Origin of the sequence: Halomonas sp. DP8Y7-3, assembly GCF_019801675.1 — a bacterium.
GTDB classification, from domain to species: Bacteria; Pseudomonadota; Gammaproteobacteria; order Pseudomonadales; family Halomonadaceae; genus Halomonas; species Halomonas litopenaei_A.
The window spans coordinates 621,036-637,873 of the sequence record NZ_JAHVIO010000004.1 but is presented as its reverse complement, the minus strand read 5'-3'; the positions used below and the strand labels follow the sequence as shown (position 1 = coordinate 637,873).

Here is a 16,838-nt window from a genome sequence, read left to right as displayed (position 1 = left end):
GACCGCCAAGGACCCACAAACGCCAGGGGCGGGACCTATTGGCCCCGCCCCTGGCTGTCGTTCTGCGGCGTCGGTCGCAGTCCTGGGATCAGGCCTGCTGGGCGTCGCTAGGTTGCGGTAGTGACGGCAACGACTTGTCGAGAAGCTCGACGCTCTGACGATAGTAGAGCTGGCTCTTGTTGTGTTCACCCAGGTTGGCATAGAGCCGTGCGAGTTCTGCACAGACCACGCCGCTCGGCCGCTGACGCTGGCTCGCCTCGAAGTACTCCTGGGCCTTGCCCCAGTACGCATTGCGCAGGGCCAGTCGACCAAGGGTCAACAGCAGGTCCGGATCATTGGGGCGTTCCTGCAGCCATTTCTCGGCGGTGACCAGTTGGCGCGAGGCATCCACACCCAGCAAGCCGTAGCGCAGCACCAGACGGCTGTCCCAGTTGGATTTGAGCGAATGGCGCAGCAGTTTCTCGGCAATCACCTGCTCGTTGCAACGCACCAGCGTCTCGGTGTACAGCACCAGCAAGTCGACGTTGCTGCGCAGGTACTCCGGCATGTCGGACCACAGGTTGCGCACTCGCTCGATATCTTCGGGGTTGCGCGTTTCCTGGAGAATCAGCTCACGATAGGCCTGCAGCTCCAGTGCCTCACGCTCTTCCCGGGAGATCAGCTGCTGGTCAGCCAGGCGCGGCAGCAGGCGACGCAGGCCATCCCAGTCGCTGACGCTGATGTACGCGGCTTTCAGCTGCTTGAGTACCTGCGGGTGACGCGGCAGGTGCCGGTCGAGACGCGTCAGAATCGCCAGCGCCTCTTCGTACTGCTGACGGTCCAGCATCAGCTGAGCCTGCATCATACCTACCGCAGGATCGGCCCCATCGGTCGAAATATGTGCACGCTTGAGCAGCGTATCGGCCTGGTCGTAGCGTCCCTGGTAGTGAGCCGCCAGCGCCGCGGACAAGTAGTTGACCAACGGCGTGCTGGAGTCGTCCGCCGCCTTGACCAGGGCCTTCTCAGCTCGCTTCCAGCGACCTTCCGCCAGCGCAACCAGCCCGCGCACGGTACGCTTCATGGCGGTGCGATTACGGGCCCGAGAATTCCACACCTTGAAACGGCTGACCGGGCGACTCATGCGCACCAGAACGCGCAAGGCAAAGTGCACAATGATGAACAGCGCCAACAGGATGACCAGACCGAACCAGAAGGAGGTCTGGAAGGAGGTGTCCCCCACCCTGACCAACCAATAGCCAGGAACGGACATCATCAGCTGGCCGAACAGCGCCCCGACCGCAAGGCCAACGACGATGAGCAGGATCAGCTTTCTCATGCGTTACCTCCCTGGCCGGATGCACCCGCCTCGAAGCGCTGCTCGATAAACCTGGCCAGCGCTTGCTGGGAGGCACTGATGTCGGGAAGCTCGGGGCGAATGGCCTGGCTCTTCAGCTCACCCAGGCGTGCAATCACAGCCTGCACCGCCTCGTTGTCGCCATCGTAGTAGCCTTGAAGCAAGGTGATGGCCTTGTCGAGGCTCGCTTCGTACAGCCCGGTTTCTTCCTTCAGCAGCGCCAGCTGCGACTGCTCCAGAACCAGACGCAGGCTTTGACGCAGGTAGGATTCCTGCTCGGGGGTGATCAGCGCCTCGAGAGCCTGGTCATGATGACGGACCGTCACCAGCTCCTTGAGTTCTTCCCCGACCCGAGCGAGCTGCTCCTGCCAGGCCCCTGCCGGCGCCTCCTCGATGGTGGTATCCGCCGTGAATTCCTCGATGTCCTGGGCCAGCGGCAATCCGGCGATCTGCTCCTGCTGGGCGTTCAGGGCCAGGTAGAGCCCTGTGCGGTCCACCTTGGGCACCGACTGCAACGCGGCAAGCTCTTCGGCAATGGCACGACGCACCGGCACCAGCGCCGGGTTATCGGCCTCTTCCAGGCGCGCGTCTGCGGTCCGCAGCAGGGCAGCGGCACCTTCCACGTCGCGCTCCAGCTGCAGGCGCTGGTTGGCCAGCCTCAGCAGATAGGCAGCCTCGGCATGAAGCCAGTCGCGCTCATCTGCATTCTGTTCCTTGGAGAGTTCCGCCAGCACGCGGTCCAGCGTCTGATTGACGTCGGACTTGTAGTCCGCGAAATCACTCTTGATCCCGTCGACCGCCTGCCCCATGGTCTCGCGGCGCTCGTTGAGCCCGCTTTCCAGCTGTGATGACAGCTCCTGGACATCGCTCAGGCTCGGCGTGTTCTGCTTGAGCTGATCGATCCGAGCCGACATGGCCTGCTGAAGCTGCCACCCCTTGAAACCGACAAAGGCCACGCCAGCGATCAACAGCAGCACCAACACCAGCGCAACGACACCGGCCTTGCCTCCACCGGAACCGCCCGAAGAGGTCGATGTGGCGCTGGTCGATGCCGCGCCTCCACCGCTACCGGCGGAGCCACCCTTGGCGCGGCCACCGGACGAGCCAGTGGACGCAGAGGAAGTCGCACCCGTCGCGGCAGCCTTCGTCTTGGCTGAGTCCGATGCGCTTGAACTCGATGCACTAGAGCTAGAAGCAGACGTCTTGGAGCGGGAGTCGCTCGACTGGGTGGAGGCAGACGCGTCCGCGCTTTGCGGCTTGGCATCAGCGGCTGGCTTGGCTGCCGACGTGGTAGCACTGGAGGCCGCATCTTTCGACGCTGAGGTCGCCTTGTCGCCAGCGCTCGACGCGGCCGCATTGTCAGAAGAGCCACTCTTGCTGCTGGCCGACGCGGCGGTGGAAGACGGCGAAGCGGACCCGGTCGAGCTGCTGTTGTTCTTGTCGCGACGCCTCGAGCGCCGCTGGGCGCCTCCCCTGCCGGCACCACCCTTGGCGGGTTCCGTGCCTGAGGTCGCGGCCTGTGCTCCTTGCTTGCCGGAGGCGGACGCCGTCTGCTGCTCGTCCTGATCGTGCTGTTGGTTGCTCATCTGTCGCTAGCCCTTTTCGAGATCTTCATTCGCCATCCTCTGGGTCGCAGGTCCTTGCTACCGCAGCTGCCAGCGCCGCAGGAGACGCGCCAGACGCCACGACCGGGACGCGAAACCCCAGCGTTTTCGCCAGTGTAGCCAACCGCTGGCTGGAAACGACCAGCGGTCGTTGAAAGGTGGCCTCTGAACACCATCTTGCCAGATGTTCCAGGATTTCTCCGCTACTGACCACCAACGCCCCGTAGTCCCCTGCAGCCAGCCGCTGCGCGGCATCCTCTGCCAGCGGCAACAGACAGCGCCGATACACTTCAACCCGCGTCAACCGCGCCCCTCGCTGAGCAAGCGTCTCACCCAGCAACGACCGCCCTCCTTCACCTGCCACCAGCAACACTCGCTGCTGATCAAGCCGCTTGAGCGACGGAAGTGCCAGCAAGGCCTCACTGGTTTCTTCCCCGACGGCCGCAGTGGGCAGACGTACCCTCACGCCCAAGGCCTGATACAGCAGCGCGGCCGTCGCCTGCCCCACGGCATACAGCTCGAGCCCTTGCGGCAGCTGCGGCCAATATCGGTCGAGCGCCTCGACCAACTGCTCGGCGGCGGCGGGGCTGATAACTATCACCTTATGAAAGTGATCGATGTCGAGCCAGGCCGTCCTTGCATCCGCCGTCTCTGGCACAGTTTCCTGCCGCATCACCTCGAGCCGAAGCGTTGACAGCCCGAACGCAGCGACGGCTTCTGCCAACACCTGGCCGCGAGCGCCCGGTCGAGTCAGCAACACCGGTGCAGACATCAGCGCGGCCCGTACACCTCAGCCAGAATATCGCTGGCTCCCTGTTCGAGCAGCTGCTCGGCCACACGAATACCCAACGCCTCCGGTTCATCTACCGAGCCGCGACCCTCGGCCCGCAGCACGCGCGTGCCGTCCGGGGTACCCACCAAGGCACGCAGCCACAGCGTCCGGCCATCATCTTCGTAGATAGCGTGGCCGCCGATGGGGACCTGACAGCCCCCTTCAAGCCGCGTATTCATAGCACGCTCGGCACGCACTCGCGTCGCCGTCTCGATATCATCAAGCGGCGCCAGCAATGACACCAGCTCGGTATCATGCATACGGCACTCGATCCCCAGGGCGCCTTGCCCACAGGCAGGCAAACACACCTCGGGGGGCAGCTCCTGGGCGATACGGTCTTCAAGGCCCAGGCGCTTTAGGCCGGATGTCGCCAGCAGAATGGCGTCAAACTCACCGCCGTCAAGCTTGGCCAGGCGGGTCTGCACATTGCCACGCAGGCTGATCACCTCCAGATCGGGGCGCGCTTCGCGCATCTGCAGCCCGCGCCTCAGGCTGGATGTGCCCAATCGAGCCCCCTCGGGAAGGTCCTCGAGGCAACCGTAGTCGTTGGACACAAACGCGTCGGTGGGCTCGGCCCCTTCGAGAATCACCGACAGCCCCAGGCTTTCGGGGAACTGCATCGGGACATCCTTCATGGAGTGCACGGCAATGTCCGCTCGTCCGTCGAGCATCGCCTCTTCCAGCTCCTTGACGAACAGTCCCTTGCCGCCGACCTTGGCCAGCGGGGTATCGAGGATCTTGTCCCCACGCGTCGACATGGGTACCAGCTCGACTTCAAGGTCAGGATGAATCGCCATCAGGCGATCGCGGACATGTTCGGCCTGCCACATGGCCAATTGGCTCTTACGCGTCGCGATACGCAGCCTGGACATCTGTTGCACGTTGCTACTCCCTGGTCGGGCTCGCGACCACATCGCCGCGTCCGCCATATTAAGTGAATGGCGTCATCATAAAGCACGGCCCCCGTCAGTAAAATCGACCTGAGCCAGCCTTGCCGTCCTTTTTGCCGCCATCTTCGCCTTCGCCCCGGTCTCAGCCCCCTGGGTCCGAGACTTTTGTTGTCGGGCTCGATATCGCCCTCGCTCGTTGGCCGACTTTCGTTACCGGGCCCGATACCGCCCTCGCCTCGTTGGCCGACTTTCGTTACCGGGCCCGATACCGCCCTCGCCTCGTTGGCCGACTCTGGTACACTCTGGCCCATACCTCGACAGCGGCTCCCGACACTGTCCTCGCCTGCAGGCCCGACGTCGCGCCCGTCGCCATCGCATCGTCATTCAGGAAGTCCTTCAATGAGCCAGACCACCAATCAGTCCTGGGGCGGACGCTTCAGTGAACCCACCGATGCCTTTGTCGCCCGTTTCACCGCCTCGGTCGACTTCGATCAGCGCCTGGCACGCCACGACATTCAGGGCTCCATCGCTCATGCCACCATGCTGGCCCAGGTAGGGGTGCTGAGCGAACAAGAGCGTGACGCCATCGTGACCGGCCTCAAGGAGATCGAGACCGAGATTGCCGAAGGCAGTTTCGAGTGGTCGGTGGCACTGGAAGACGTGCACATGAATATCGAGGCGCGCCTGACGCAGAAGATCGGCATCACCGGCAAGAAGCTGCATACCGGCCGTTCGCGTAACGACCAGGTGGCGACAGATATTCGCCTCTACCTGCGCGAAGAAATCGATCTGGTCGCCAGCGAACTGGCACGGCTGCGTGCCGGGCTGATCGAGCTGGCCGACGGCGAAGCAGATACCATCATGCCGGGCTTCACGCACCTGCAGACGGCCCAGCCGGTCACCTTTGGTCATCACCTGCTGGCCTGGCAGGAAATGCTGGCGAGGGATCATGAGCGCCTGCTGGATTGCCGCAAGCGGGTCAATATACTGCCCCTGGGCGCCGCCGCGCTGGCGGGTACCACCTACCCCATCGATCGCCACCTGACCGCTCAGCTGCTGGGCTTCGAGCGCCCCGCCGAGAACAGCCTGGACGCCGTCAGCGATCGTGACTTCGCCATTGAATTCACCGCCTTCGCCAGCTTGCTGCTGATGCACCTGTCGCGCATGAGTGAAGAGCTGGTGCTGTGGACCAGCGCCCAGTTCGACTTCATCGACCTGCCGGACCGTTTCTGCACCGGCTCGTCGATCATGCCGCAGAAAAAGAACCCCGACGTGCCTGAGCTGGTGCGCGGCAAGACCGGCCGTGTCTATGGTCATCTGATGGGCCTGCTGACGCTGATGAAGTCTCAGCCGCTGGCCTACAACAAGGACAATCAGGAAGACAAGGAGCCGCTGCTCGACACCCTGGACACCGTCAAGGGCTGCTTGCGCGCCTTTGCCGACATGGTGCCGGCCATCGAGTCCAAGGGCGATTCCATGCGCGAGGCTGCACGCAAGGGCTTCTCGACCGCCACCGACCTGGCCGACTACCTGGTACGCAAGGGCGTCGCCTTCCGCGACGCCCACGAAATCGTGGGTCAATCGGTCGCCTATGGCATCGAGAGCGGCAAGGACCTGTCGGACATGAGCCTCGACGAACTGCGCCAGTTCTCCGATACCATCGGCGACGATGTCTTTGATGTGCTGACGCTGGAAGGCTCGGTAGCAGCCCGCAACCATATCGGAGGCACCGCCCCCGACCAGGTCCGCGCCGCTGCCCAGCGGGCTCGCGATGCGCTGAAGGCCATCGCCACTGACCAAGGAGCCCGCCAATGAGCCGCGCTACCTCTGCACTGCTGCTGATACTGCTGCTGGCGATGACCAGCTTGGCCGGCTGCGGACAAAAGGGCCCGCTGTACCTGCCAGGCGACGAGGAGGCCGCAGAGCGCTACGGCCCTCGCGACAGCGTGGACCAGGACGACCAGGGTGAAGATGGCAACGCCCAGGGCCAAGGTCAGGATCAAGACGGCAACACTGAAGGGAGCGACGGCTGAGCATGGATCACTTCAACTATCGCGAGGGCGAGCTCCACGCGGAAGCGGTCCCCCTTGCGCGCATCGCTGACCAGGTGGGCACCCCCTGCTACGTCTATTCACGGGCCACCCTGGAGCGCCACTTCAAGGCCTATCAGGAAGCCCTTGGTGATCATCCACACCTGATCTGCTATGCCGTGAAGGCCAACAGCAACCTGGCCGTACTCAACGTTCTGGCACGCCAGGGAGCCGGTTTCGACATCGTCTCCGAGGGCGAGCTAGAGCGCGTCCTGGCGGCGGGCGGGGACCCCGCCAAGATCGTGTTTTCCGGGGTTGCCAAGCAACCTGGCGAAATGGCTCGCGCCCTTGAGGTCGGCATCAAGTGCTTCAATGTCGAGTCCCGTCCGGAACTCGAGGTCCTCAACCAGGTGGCCGGTCGTCTCGGCAAGGTCGCCCCGGTCTCGCTGCGGGTGAACCCGGACGTGGACGCCGGAACCCATCCCTACATTTCTACCGGCCTCAAGGACAACAAGTTCGGCATCGCCGTCGACGACGCCCTTGAGGTCTATCGTCTGGCGGCGACGCTGCCTAACCTGCGCATCGAAGGCCTCGACTGCCATATCGGTTCACAGTTGACCGAGATCGCCCCCTTCCTGGACGCCCTGGAACGCCTGCTGGTGCTGCTCGACCGTCTGCGCGAAGAAGGCATCGAGGTGTCCCACCTGGACCTGGGCGGTGGCCTTGGCGTGCCCTACCGTGACGAGACGCCCCCGGCGCCCTTCGACTATGCCTCGAAGTTGCTGGAGCGCCTGTCTCGCTGGGAAGGTGGTGAACGCCTGACGCTGCTGTTCGAGCCTGGTCGCTCGATCGCCGCCAATGCCGGCGTGATGCTGACCCGCCTGACCTATCTCAAACCAGGTGAAACCAAGAACTTCGCCATTGTCGATGCGGCAATGAACGACCTCATTCGACCGTCGCTGTATCAGGCATGGCAGGCCATCATTGAGGTCGATACGCGCCAGCAGCGCGACAGCGATATCTATGATGTGGTCGGCCCGGTATGTGAAACCGGCGACTTCCTGGGCAAGGAACGCCGTCTCGCCGTGGCGCCGGGAGACCTGCTGGCGGTGCGTTCGGCCGGTGCCTATGGCTTCGTCATGGCCTCCAACTACAACAGCCGGCCGCGCCCCGCGGAAGTGCTGGTGGATGGAGACAGCTGGCAGGTCGTGCGGCAGCGAGAACGCATTGAAGACCTGTGGGCAGGTGAATCACTGCCCGACGCCGCCGGAGAGTCGCGCTGATGCTGCTGCACTTCACCAAGATGCATGGCCTGGGCAATGACTTCATGGTCATCGACCTGGTCACCCAGCGCGCGCGTATCGAGACGGAAGACATTCGCCGCCTCGCCGATCGCCGCTTCGGCATTGGCTTTGATCAACTGCTAGTGGTGGAACCGCCGCGAGATCCCGACATGGACTTTCGCTATCGGATCTACAACGCCGACGGTAGCGAAGTGGAAAACTGTGGCAACGGAGCGCGCTGTTTCGCCCGCTTTGTGCGCGACAAGCGCCTGACCCATAAACGCCAGATCCATGTCGAGACCGCCGGAGGGCCACTGGTCCTTGACGTGCACGACGACGAACAGGTCAGCGTGGACATGGGCGCACCGCGCTTTGCTCCTGCCGCGCTGCCCTTTGACGCCGACGCTGACCAGTTGCTGCATACGCTGGAGGTGGACGGAGAGACCCTGAACATCGCCGTCGCCTCCATGGGCAACCCTCATGCCGTCATCCGCGTCGATGATGTGGCAAGCGCCCCGGTGGAGCGCCTGGGCCCGCTGATCGAGCATCATCCGCGCTTTCCGCGCCGGGTGAATGTCGGCTTCATGCAGATTCTGTCGCGCCAGAGCATCCGTCTGCGGGTGTTCGAACGCGGCAGTGGCGAGACGCTGGCCTGCGGCACCGGCGCCTGCGCCGCAGTGGCCTGCGGTATTCGCCAGGGTCTGCTGGATAGCCCGGTATCGGTGGCGTTGCCTGGCGGCAACCTGAGCATACGCTGGGCCGGAGAAGACCAGCCGCTGATCATGACCGGGCCTGCCGAGCGAGTGTTTGATGGTCGCATCCCGCTACGTTGATCTCTTACGTATTGGACGCTCCCCGACTACGCTAAGCTGCCAGCATGGCTGACACTTTGACACCGACCGTTACACAGGGAGACGCGCATGCCCCAAGCCGCCCCAGAGCCTCGCAAGACGCTGGATCCGGACCGGGTCGCCGAATGGCTGGCGCGCCATCCGGACTTTTTCGTTGGCCGTGAAGGCTTGCTGCAAAGCCTGAAGGTGCCTCATCCGGAAACTCAGGGTGCGACCTCTCTGCTCGAGCGTCTGGTCTACGATCTGCGCAAACGCGCAGAGGGTGCTGAACTGCGCCTGGAACAATTGCTCGACTCGGCTCGACACAATGAAGCCCAGTACCGTCGAACCCGAGAACTGGTGCTGGCGCTGCTCGAGGCCCAGGACAACGATGCCCTCGGTCAGGCGCTGGCGACCCAGCTGAGCGAGCGTTTCCAGACTCCGGCAGTAGCAGTCTGGTGCCCCGCCAGCTTGACCGATCGCGACCCGCGCCCACCTCAGGCGCCGCGCCACGTCCTCGACGAGCACACGGGTCAGCGCTTGACCGCTTTGCTCGATGGCCGCGCCAGCCGTTGCACACGCCTGACGCCCACCGACTGGAAGCGACTGGTGCCCCATGCCAAGGCACCGACCAAGTCCGGTTCCTGCGCGATCGCCCGCATGACCCTCGGCGAACCCCAAGGCTTCGTGGTGTTGGCCAGCGCCGACCCGGACCACTTCCGCGCCAGCATGGACACTCTGTTCACCGAGTATCTGGCCGATGTGCTGGTACGGTTGAGCGTCCGACTGAGCGAGCATGATGGCGGCTGAGCCTCCGCTTGATCGTGCGGTGGCGGACTTCTTGAGCGAGCTTGCCCGCACGGCCAGCGGCGCCACGGTCGACGCCTACCGACGAGACCTGGCCGCCTATCTGGATTGGCGGGCACAGCAGAGCCTGTCAGCGCCTGAGGATGACCTCATCACGGCCAAGGAACTGCGTCGATTCCTGGCCTCCGAGCGCAGCCGAGGGCTGGCTGCACGCAGCCTCAAGCGCCGCCGTGCCGCACTGTCGCGGTTCTGTGGTCATCTGGTGGACAGCGGACAGCTGGCGTACAACCCGGTGGGCCTGAGTCAGGGCCCCAAGGCGCCCAACGACCTTCCTCGCCCCGTCGATGTGGACCTTCTTGCCCGCTTTCTCGACACCCCCCATGACGGCTCGGTGCTGTCGGTGCGCGATCAGGCCATGCTGGAGCTGCTTTACTCCAGTGGGTTGCGCTTGGCGGAGCTATCGGCGCTGGATCTGGGGGATGTGCATGGCGCCAGCGTCAGGGTCGTCGGCAAGGGCAACAAGCCGCGCCAGGTACCCGTGGGGTCCCGCGCCAGAGCCGCCATCGAGCAATGGCTGACATTGCGAGGATCGCTGGCTGCTGATGGCGAGCGGGCCATGTTCGTCGGACAGCACGGGAAACGCCTGGGTCATCGCGCCATTCAGGCACGCCTGGTCACTCAAGCGCGCCGTCGCGGCCTCCCCGAGCACCTCCACCCTCATCGACTGCGTCACTCCTTTGCCAGCCATCTTCTCGAGTCCAGCCAGGACCTGCGTGCGGTTCAGGAACTGCTCGGCCACGCCAACCTGTCGACCACCCAGGTCTATACCCGCCTGGACTGGCAGCACCTGTCGGAGAGCTACGATCGCGCCCACCCCAGGGCTCGGCGCAGGCCGGCCAGCACCGCACCAGACCCTGATGACCCTGACCTTGTTGGAGAGACACCGTGCTAGCGCCCGCAAACCTGTCTCGGCTGGAAGCCATCACCTTTGATCTGGACGATACGCTGTGGGACAACGCCGGCGTCATGCAGCGCACCGAGCACGGCCACGTCGACTGGCTGAATACCCAGCTTACGGCGTGGCAGGCCCGCCGAGGCGAGCCTGCCACCGACCCCATCGATCTTGAGCGCTATCTCGCGGCACGCCAGGCCATGGCTCGGCAGCACTGGTCCCGACGCGGCGACTTCAGTTGGCTGCGCGAGCACAGCCTGGTTCAGCTGCTGGTCGAAAACGGCCTGGATCAGGACAGCGCCCGCGAGTGGGCGGCACGGGCCATGCAGCAGTTCCATCAGCTGCGCATCGACGTCACGCCCTTCCCCGGGGCCGACGCCATGCTGGAGCGTCTCGCCTCACGCTACCGGCTCGGCAGCATCACCAATGGCAATGTGGCCTTTGAGCGCCTGGCCATTGCACGGCATTTTCATGAACGCATCGCAGCTGGTGAAATGCTGGCCCCAAAGCCCGACCCACGCCCTTTTCTGGCCATGCTGGCGAGGTTGAACGTGCGCCCTGAACGAGCACTGCACGTGGGAGACTCATGGGAGGAGGACATCCTGCCTGCCAGACGGCTAGGCATGCAGGCCGCCTGGATCGCGCCGACACAGACGCAGGTAACGGACCTGCCTGCCGGCGTCATTCACCTGGCCTGTGTCACCGAGCTAGAGGCCCTGCTGTCCGGAGGGGGCGTGTTCTCACACCGAGAGCTCTCGAACCGTGGCTGCTGAACCACACCCCCCGCAGGCTCAGCCCTGGTCGAGCCACCCATCCAGACGTCGATGGGCGTCTTCAACCCCCTGACGCTTGAGTGCCGAGAATAACTGGACGCTGACCAGGTCTTCCCACTCGCGCAGACGAGACCGCACCTGCTGCAACGCATTCTTGGCCGCGCCCTGCTTCAACTTGTCTGCCTTGGTCAGCAGGATATGGACCGGGAGATCTCGCTCGTCCGCCACATCCAGCAGCGCAAGGTCAAATTCGGTCAGCGGATGCCGCACATCCATCACCAGCACAAGCCCGCGCAGTGATTGGCGCTTCTGCAGGTACTCCGCCAGGTGACGCTGCCACTCCAACTTTACCTTTTCAGGCACCTTGGCGTAGCCGTATCCCGGCAGGTCCACCAGACGCCGGTCCACGTTGTCGCCCAGCGAAAAGACATTGATCAGCTGTGTGCGTCCCGGCGTCTTGGACGTCCTGGCGAGCGCCTTCTGCTGGGTTATCGCATTGATGGCGCTAGATTTTCCCGCATTGGAACGACCCGCAAAGGCCACTTCCACACCGCTGTCTTCAGGGCAGCGGGCAAGGGTAGGGGCGCTGGTAAGAAATCGGGCCAAGGAGTAATTGAAAGCCATGAGATGGAAGAAATCCTGACGGTGGTCAAAAGTAGGGGCGAGGGCCCTGGCATTCCCGCCCTCAGGGTGTTTGGTTATAGTAAGCTTTGAGGCGGCTGCGACCCGGAGACCCATCTTACCATTGTGCTGCTGTTGCCAGCGACCGGCCTCAGCGCGGGCGCTTCCTCCTGCAACTCGGGCATGCCTCAAGGCCACGCCCCGCAGGACCGTGAAAACATCATAACGGCATAAGTGAACTAGCGATGAGACAGTTACTGGCAAGCCTGGCAATCTCCATCGGCGTCGTTGGCGCCGCCCATGCCGATCTTCAGAGTGACGCAGACGCCGCCGCTGGACGCGACAAGGCAACCGCCTGTGCCGCGTGTCACGGCCAGACCGGCGCCAGCATCGCGCCAACCTTCCCCAACCTGGCAGGACAGCAGGCCTCCTATCTGGCCAAGCAGATCCTCGATATTCGTGATGGCCATCGTCTGGTACCCCAGATGGCTGGTCAGGTGGACAACTTCAGCGACCAGGACGCCTGGGACGTGGCCGCCTTCTTCGCCGGCCAGGAGCCGGTGGTGGGCCAGGCCAAGGACGACGAGGCCTTGCTGGAACGCGGAGAAGCCCTCTATCGCGCGGGCGATCTCGCCAAGGGCATACCCGCCTGCAGTGCCTGCCATAGCCCCACCGGCAGTGGTATAGGCTCCGCGGTCTATCCGGCACTGTCCGGACAGCACGCGGGGTATGTGGTCACTACGTTGAAGGCCTTCGCCTCCGGTGATCGTGCCAACAGTCCTGGCGGCATGATGTCGGATATCGCCGCCAAGATGAGCGACGCCGACATGGAAGCTGTGGCCAACTACGTGCAAGGACTGCACTGACCGTCTTTCTGGCGGATCAGCGGGGCGGCTCTTGAGCCGCCCCGCTTGCGTTTGGCGACACTCAGCGGCAACCCCATGGCCATTCGGGATATTCGGGAACCCTTCTAACGTTGTAGACTCAAAACAGCGTTCGCTTTGTGGCTTCAGCCTCAGGGGAGCAGAACTGCTGCTCGCCGGTCGCGGAAGTACACCGTCTATTTCAAGGAGACATACTGACATGCTGAAGTCACTGATGATGGGCCTGGTAGGCCTGGGCCTGTCCACCATGGCTGCTGCTGCCCCGGTCACTGAAGGCAAGGACTACACCGTTGCACCCAACACCGTTCAGCTGGGCAGCGATGACAGCAAGATCAACGTGACCGAGGTGTTCTGGTATGGCTGCCCTCACTGCTACGCGCTGGAAGATCCGCTGAACGCCTGGGTGGCAGACCTGCCAGAGGACGTAGAATTCGAACGCATGCCGGCCACCCTGGGGGAAACCTGGGTCAAGCACGCTCGCGCCTTCTATGCTGCCCAACAGCTGGAGATTCTCGACGAGGTCCACGAGGATTTCTTTGACGCCATCCACCAGGAAGGCGAGCAGCTGACCGACCCGGACGATATTGCGGCCTTCTTCAGCGACTACGGCGTCAGCGAAGAGGATGCCCTCAAGGCCCTGGATGGATTCGGCGTCAAATCGCAGATCAACCGCGCCAGCGCGACCATGCGTAACCTGCAGCTGATGGGCGTTCCGGCACTGATCGTCGATGGCCGCTACATCGTATCGCCCAGCAACGCTGGCAGCCTCGACAATATGCCGCGCATCGCCGAAGCGCTGGTGGAGCAGGTTCGCGAAGAACGCGAGGCCGCGCAGTAATGAGCTCCCTGGCCGAGGAACATCACCCTACCCTCGAAGGAGGTCACCTGAGACTGGTGACCTTCAACCTTCAGGTGGGCATTCAAACCTCGGCCTACCACCATTATCTGACACGCAGCTGGCAGCACCTGTTGCCACATCCCCAGCGGCAACGTCGCCTGGACATGATGGCTGAGGTGCTGTCGCACTTTGACATGGTGGGACTGCAGGAGGTGGATGGGGGCAGCTTTCGCTCGAGCCAGGTGAATCAGCTGACCTACCTGGCACGGCAAGGAGGCTTCCCTCACCACTACCAGCAGCTGAACCGCAATCTCGGCCGTATCGCGCAACATAGCAACGGCCTGCTGTCGCGCCTGACACCTAGCCGTATCGAGGAACACCGACTACCGGGAACGCTTCCCGGCCGCGGTGCCATCCACGCTCGCTTCGGTGAGGGCCCCGAGGCGCTACACCTCTTTGTGGCACACCTGGCCCTAGGCCAGCGCACCCAGAACCTGCAGCTCGACTACTTGAGTGAATTGATCCAGCCCCTCAAGCATGTGGTGGTGATGGGCGATCTGAACTGCACACCAGAGCGCTTGCATGCCCATGATCGATTCTGCGCATCGTTGCCGCTGCATCCGGTGCATCCGCCGCTGAGCTACCCGTCCTGGCGCCCCAGTCGTGCGCTGGACCATATTCTGCTGTCGTCCTCTCTCGAGGCCGACGAGGTCGAGGTCCTCGACCGGCTGTTTTCCGACCATCTGCCCGTCGCGGTGGATATTCGCCTGCCAGATCCCTGCCTGAAGGCCATTCGCGCCTGCCATTCCCAACAACTCGCCTGAACCGAGCATCACACGACCGATACCGCGGCAAGGCTCGACTTTCGATGCCATGACAGTGCTACCTTGCCTGCCGTATAGTCAGCGTTGATGCGCGCCACCCTGTGCAACGGGTCCCGCGTGCAACACTATCCAAGACGCCAGGCCGCTCCGCGCTTCCCCGCGCGTGGATGCGCTGCCTGAAACAAGATCGCCCTGACACTATCTTGCGAGCTCACATGTCCACAACCTCCGGCTTGCCGGGGCCACTGGCGGCCCTCGACGCCTTGATCGAACGCCTGGGTAGAGGCCTCTCCTGGCTCATTCTGGCGATGATGATCATTCAGTTCCTGATCGTCATTCTGCGCTATGCCTTCAGCGTCAACAGCATTCCCATGCAGGAATCGGTGATGTACATGCATGCCACCGTCTTCATGCTGGCGGCGGCCTACACCCTGCGGCATGGCGGACATGTGCGCGTCGATATCTTTTACCGGGCCATGTCGGCACGTAAAAAAGCCCTGGTCGATCTGCTGGGCACGCTGTTCCTGTTACTTCCGGTGATGGTGTTCGTCATCGCCACCAGCCTTGGCTACGTCGGCAAATCCTGGGCCATTTTCGAGGGTTCCCCCGATGCCGGCGGCATCCCCGGCGTGTTCCTGCTGAAGACCCTGATACCGGCCTTTGCGCTACTGATGATCCTGCAGGGGATCGTTGAAATCTGCCGCAATTCTCTCATCCTTAGCGGGCGCCTGACCCCGGACGAAGCCCCCCACGATGCCAACGAGGAGCACCTGTAAATGCTGGAGTTCATGCCACTGGTGCTGTTCGCGGTCATCTGTACGGTCCTGATGTTCGGCTATCCGGTCGCGCTGTCGCTGGCCGGCACCGCGCTGGCCTTCGCCGGTCTTGGCTTCGGCCTCGAGTCCATCGGTATCGACGCCAATTTTGATGGCAGCTATCTCAACGCCTTCCCCAATCGACTCTACGGCATCATGACCAACACGACGCTGTTGGCGGTGCCGCTGTTTGTCTTGATGGGCGTGCTGCTGGAAAAGTCCCGGGTCGCCGAGACCCTGCTTGACGCCATGGCACTGCTGTTCGGCTCGCTGCGCGGGGGACTGGGCATCTCGGTGACCATCGTCGGCATGATGCTGGCGGCCTCCACCGGGATCGTCGGTGCCACCGTCGTCACCATGGGGTTGATGTCGCTTCCCACCATGCTGAAGCGTGGCTACAGCCAGTCCCTGGCCACCGGCACTATCTGCGCTACCGGCACGCTAGGACAGATCATTCCCCCGTCCATCGCCCTGGTCCTGCTCGGTGACGTGCTCTCCAGCGCCTATCAGCAGGCCCAGCTGTCCATGGGCATCTTCAGTCCCAAGACAGTGTCCGTCGGCGATCTGTTCATGGGTGCGCTGGTGCCAGGCCTGATTCTGGTGCTGGTCTACATCGTTTACGTGAGCCTGGTGGCGATGTTCAAGCCCAGCGCAGCACCCGCGGCTGATCGCCAGGAGCTGATGGCGGAAATGGGCCATACCTCGGGCCTGGGTCTACTGTTGCTCAAGGGGCTCGTACCACCCATCGTGCTGATTGTCGCGGTACTGGGTTCTATCCTGACCGGCCTGGCAACCCCCACAGAAGCGTCCGCCGTTGGTGCCTTTGGTGCTTTCGTGCTGGCCCTGGCCTATCGTCGCCTCGACATGGCCACCCTCAAGGAAGTGCTGCGCTCCACCACCCATGTCACCACCATGGTCTTCCTCATTCTGATTGGGGCGGCCCTGTTCTCGCTGGTATTTCGTGCCTACGGGGGTGAGGAACTGGTGACTCACCTGTTCGAGAACATGCCTGGCGGCGTCGTCGGTGCCACCATCATCGTGATGCTGGTCATCTTCCTGCTCGGCTTCATTCTAGACTTCATCGAGATCACCTTTGTGGTTGTGCCGATCGTCGGCCCCATTCTGCTGGCCATGGGCCTCGACCCGATCTGGCTCGGTATCATGATCGCGATCAACCTGCAGACCTCGTTCTTGACGCCACCGTTTGGTTTCGCGCTGTTCTACCTGCGCGGGGTCGCTCCGGAATCCGTTCCGACGTCTGCCATCTATCGTGGTGTGATTCCGTTCATCGTACTGCAGCTGGGAATGCTGCTGGCGCTGGCGTTCTTCCCGGGCCTTGCCACCTGGCTGCCGGAGCAGTTCTAACTCGGGATGTGCTGTTCAAGGAGGCCGGGAGAGCGCGGTCACAAGCGGCTCCCGGCTCTTTCCGGCGCTTTCAGACAGGAACATGGGGCATCATCATGGCCATGGGCGTGCGCATACCGCACGCAATGGCGCCCGCGTTGGCGATGCGTGGACGGCG

General features: G+C 63.4%; 17 protein-coding genes and 1 pseudogene. 13 read left to right on the top strand and 5 right to left on the bottom strand.

Features of this window, described 5'->3' with window-relative positions; all coding sequences use genetic code 11:
- Positions 1 to 88: 88 nt before the first annotated feature.
- Both KUV86_RS08120 and KUV86_RS19960 read right to left on the bottom strand, forming a co-directional pair.
- A complete protein-coding gene (locus tag KUV86_RS08120) occupies positions 89 to 1,315 on the bottom strand; it encodes a heme biosynthesis HemY N-terminal domain-containing protein (RefSeq protein WP_206942309.1) in 1,227 nt (408 codons plus the stop codon).
- Positions 1,312 to 2,316 (bottom strand): uroporphyrinogen-III C-methyltransferase, encoded by a 1,005-nt coding sequence (locus KUV86_RS19960; protein ID WP_224851901.1) that lies wholly within the window; start codon positions 2,314 to 2,316, stop codon positions 1,312 to 1,314. Before KUV86_RS19960 ends, KUV86_RS08120 begins: the two co-directional genes overlap by 4 nt.
- A 19-nt stretch (positions 2,317 to 2,335) precedes the next feature.
- On the opposite strand from KUV86_RS19960, the gene KUV86_RS19955 reads away from it, so the two are divergent.
- Positions 2,336 to 2,899: a hypothetical protein gene (locus KUV86_RS19955; protein WP_261317400.1), complete on the top strand. Its 564-nt coding sequence runs from the start codon at positions 2,336 to 2,338 to the stop codon at positions 2,897 to 2,899.
- A gap of 45 nt (positions 2,900 to 2,944) precedes the next feature.
- Here the strand turns inward: KUV86_RS19955 and KUV86_RS08110 are convergent, their stop codons facing one another.
- Together KUV86_RS08110 and hemC are read right to left on the bottom strand one after the other, a co-directional pair.
- A complete protein-coding gene (locus tag KUV86_RS08110) occupies positions 2,945 to 3,709 on the bottom strand; it encodes a uroporphyrinogen-III synthase (protein WP_222484348.1) in 765 nt (254 codons plus the stop codon).
- Entirely contained in the window at positions 3,709 to 4,641 is a 933-nt protein-coding gene (gene hemC, locus KUV86_RS08105) for a hydroxymethylbilane synthase (RefSeq protein ID WP_242520844.1), read from the bottom strand. The genes KUV86_RS08110 and hemC overlap by 1 nt, the downstream gene beginning before the upstream one ends.
- Positions 4,642 to 5,058: 417 nt before the next feature.
- Between hemC and argH the strand changes: the two genes are divergently transcribed.
- The 7 genes and pseudogenes from argH (at position 5,059) to KUV86_RS08070 (ending at position 11,334) form a co-directional block, all read left to right on the top strand.
- Positions 5,059 to 6,474: an argininosuccinate lyase gene (gene argH, locus KUV86_RS08100; protein ID WP_206942301.1), complete on the top strand. Its 1,416-nt coding sequence runs from the start codon at positions 5,059 to 5,061 to the stop codon at positions 6,472 to 6,474.
- Positions 6,471 to 6,587: pseudogene (gene lptM / locus KUV86_RS20135) on the top strand (LPS translocon maturation chaperone LptM); the annotation flags it as partial. The gene argH and the pseudogene lptM, both read left to right, overlap by 4 nt.
- A 107-nt stretch (positions 6,588 to 6,694) precedes the next feature.
- Complete coding sequence (gene lysA / locus KUV86_RS08090; protein ID WP_222237984.1) at positions 6,695 to 7,972, top strand: diaminopimelate decarboxylase; 1,278 nt, start codon at positions 6,695 to 6,697, stop codon at positions 7,970 to 7,972.
- Entirely contained in the window at positions 7,972 to 8,805 is an 834-nt protein-coding gene (gene dapF / locus KUV86_RS08085; RefSeq protein ID WP_206942295.1) for a diaminopimelate epimerase, read from the top strand. The genes lysA and dapF overlap by 1 nt, the downstream gene beginning before the upstream one ends.
- 87 nt (positions 8,806 to 8,892) lie before the next feature.
- Positions 8,893 to 9,612, top strand: a complete 720-nt coding sequence (locus KUV86_RS08080; RefSeq protein WP_206942293.1) for a DUF484 family protein — start codon at positions 8,893 to 8,895, stop codon at positions 9,610 to 9,612.
- Positions 9,602 to 10,561 (top strand): tyrosine recombinase XerC, encoded by a 960-nt coding sequence (locus tag KUV86_RS08075; RefSeq protein WP_222484496.1) that lies wholly within the window; start codon positions 9,602 to 9,604, stop codon positions 10,559 to 10,561. Before KUV86_RS08080 ends, KUV86_RS08075 begins: the two co-directional genes overlap by 11 nt.
- Entirely contained in the window at positions 10,555 to 11,334 is a 780-nt protein-coding gene (locus KUV86_RS08070) for an HAD family hydrolase (protein ID WP_315900971.1), read from the top strand. The genes KUV86_RS08075 and KUV86_RS08070 overlap by 7 nt, the downstream gene beginning before the upstream one ends.
- An 18-nt stretch (positions 11,335 to 11,352) precedes the next feature.
- On the opposite strand, the gene yihA is transcribed toward KUV86_RS08070, so the two are convergent.
- Entirely contained in the window at positions 11,353 to 11,958 is a 606-nt protein-coding gene (yihA, locus tag KUV86_RS08065; protein WP_222162183.1) for a ribosome biogenesis GTP-binding protein YihA/YsxC, read from the bottom strand.
- A gap of 242 nt (positions 11,959 to 12,200) precedes the next feature.
- On the opposite strand from yihA, the gene KUV86_RS08060 reads away from it, so the two are divergent.
- The 5 genes from KUV86_RS08060 to KUV86_RS08040 all read left to right on the top strand — a co-directional run bounded on the left by KUV86_RS08060 (position 12,201) and on the right by KUV86_RS08040 (position 16,681).
- Positions 12,201 to 12,821: a c-type cytochrome gene (locus tag KUV86_RS08060; protein WP_206942289.1), complete on the top strand. Its 621-nt coding sequence runs from the start codon at positions 12,201 to 12,203 to the stop codon at positions 12,819 to 12,821.
- Between the two features lie 217 nt (positions 12,822 to 13,038).
- Positions 13,039 to 13,677 (top strand): thiol:disulfide interchange protein DsbA/DsbL, encoded by a 639-nt coding sequence (locus KUV86_RS08055; protein ID WP_222237982.1) that lies wholly within the window; start codon positions 13,039 to 13,041, stop codon positions 13,675 to 13,677.
- Positions 13,677 to 14,501 carry an endonuclease/exonuclease/phosphatase family protein gene (locus tag KUV86_RS08050; protein WP_206942286.1) on the top strand — a complete coding sequence of 275 codons (825 nt, stop codon included), beginning with the start codon at positions 13,677 to 13,679 and terminating at the stop codon, positions 14,499 to 14,501. The genes KUV86_RS08055 and KUV86_RS08050 overlap by 1 nt, the downstream gene beginning before the upstream one ends.
- A 215-nt stretch (positions 14,502 to 14,716) precedes the next feature.
- Entirely contained in the window at positions 14,717 to 15,277 is a 561-nt protein-coding gene (locus tag KUV86_RS08045; RefSeq protein ID WP_206942285.1) for a TRAP transporter small permease subunit, read from the top strand.
- The gene (locus KUV86_RS08040; RefSeq protein WP_206942284.1) at positions 15,278 to 16,681 is read left to right on the top strand and encodes a TRAP transporter large permease subunit; all 1,404 of its coding nucleotides are present in this window, start codon (positions 15,278 to 15,280) and stop codon (positions 16,679 to 16,681) included.
- The last annotated feature ends 157 nt before the right edge of the window (positions 16,682 to 16,838 follow it).

What these genes read in the sequence shown, in the direction of transcription:
- KUV86_RS08120 (WP_206942309.1), bottom strand. Translation starts at nt 1,315, where the DNA reads ATGAGAAAGCTGATCCTGCTCATCGTCGTTGGCCTTGCGGTCGGGGCG.
- KUV86_RS08110 (WP_222484348.1), bottom strand. Translation starts at nt 3,709, where the DNA reads ATGTCTGCACCGGTGTTGCTGACTCGACCGGGCGCTCGCGGCCAGGTG.
- hemC (WP_242520844.1), bottom strand. Translation starts at nt 4,641, where the DNA reads ATGTCCAGGCTGCGTATCGCGACGCGTAAGAGCCAATTGGCCATGTGG.
- argH (WP_206942301.1), top strand. Translation starts at nt 5,059, where the DNA reads ATGAGCCAGACCACCAATCAGTCCTGGGGCGGACGCTTCAGTGAACCC.
- lysA (WP_222237984.1), top strand. Translation starts at nt 6,695, where the DNA reads ATGGATCACTTCAACTATCGCGAGGGCGAGCTCCACGCGGAAGCGGTC.
- dapF (WP_206942295.1), top strand. Translation starts at nt 7,972, where the DNA reads ATGCTGCTGCACTTCACCAAGATGCATGGCCTGGGCAATGACTTCATG.
- KUV86_RS08080 (WP_206942293.1), top strand. Translation starts at nt 8,893, where the DNA reads ATGCCCCAAGCCGCCCCAGAGCCTCGCAAGACGCTGGATCCGGACCGG.
- KUV86_RS08075 (WP_222484496.1), top strand. Translation starts at nt 9,602, where the DNA reads ATGGCGGCTGAGCCTCCGCTTGATCGTGCGGTGGCGGACTTCTTGAGC.
- yihA (WP_222162183.1), bottom strand. Translation starts at nt 11,958, where the DNA reads ATGGCTTTCAATTACTCCTTGGCCCGATTTCTTACCAGCGCCCCTACC.
- KUV86_RS08060 (WP_206942289.1), top strand. Translation starts at nt 12,201, where the DNA reads ATGAGACAGTTACTGGCAAGCCTGGCAATCTCCATCGGCGTCGTTGGC.
- KUV86_RS08055 (WP_222237982.1), top strand. Translation starts at nt 13,039, where the DNA reads ATGCTGAAGTCACTGATGATGGGCCTGGTAGGCCTGGGCCTGTCCACC.
- KUV86_RS08050 (WP_206942286.1), top strand. Translation starts at nt 13,677, where the DNA reads ATGAGCTCCCTGGCCGAGGAACATCACCCTACCCTCGAAGGAGGTCAC.
- KUV86_RS08045 (WP_206942285.1), top strand. Translation starts at nt 14,717, where the DNA reads ATGTCCACAACCTCCGGCTTGCCGGGGCCACTGGCGGCCCTCGACGCC.
- KUV86_RS08040 (WP_206942284.1), top strand. Translation starts at nt 15,278, where the DNA reads ATGCTGGAGTTCATGCCACTGGTGCTGTTCGCGGTCATCTGTACGGTC.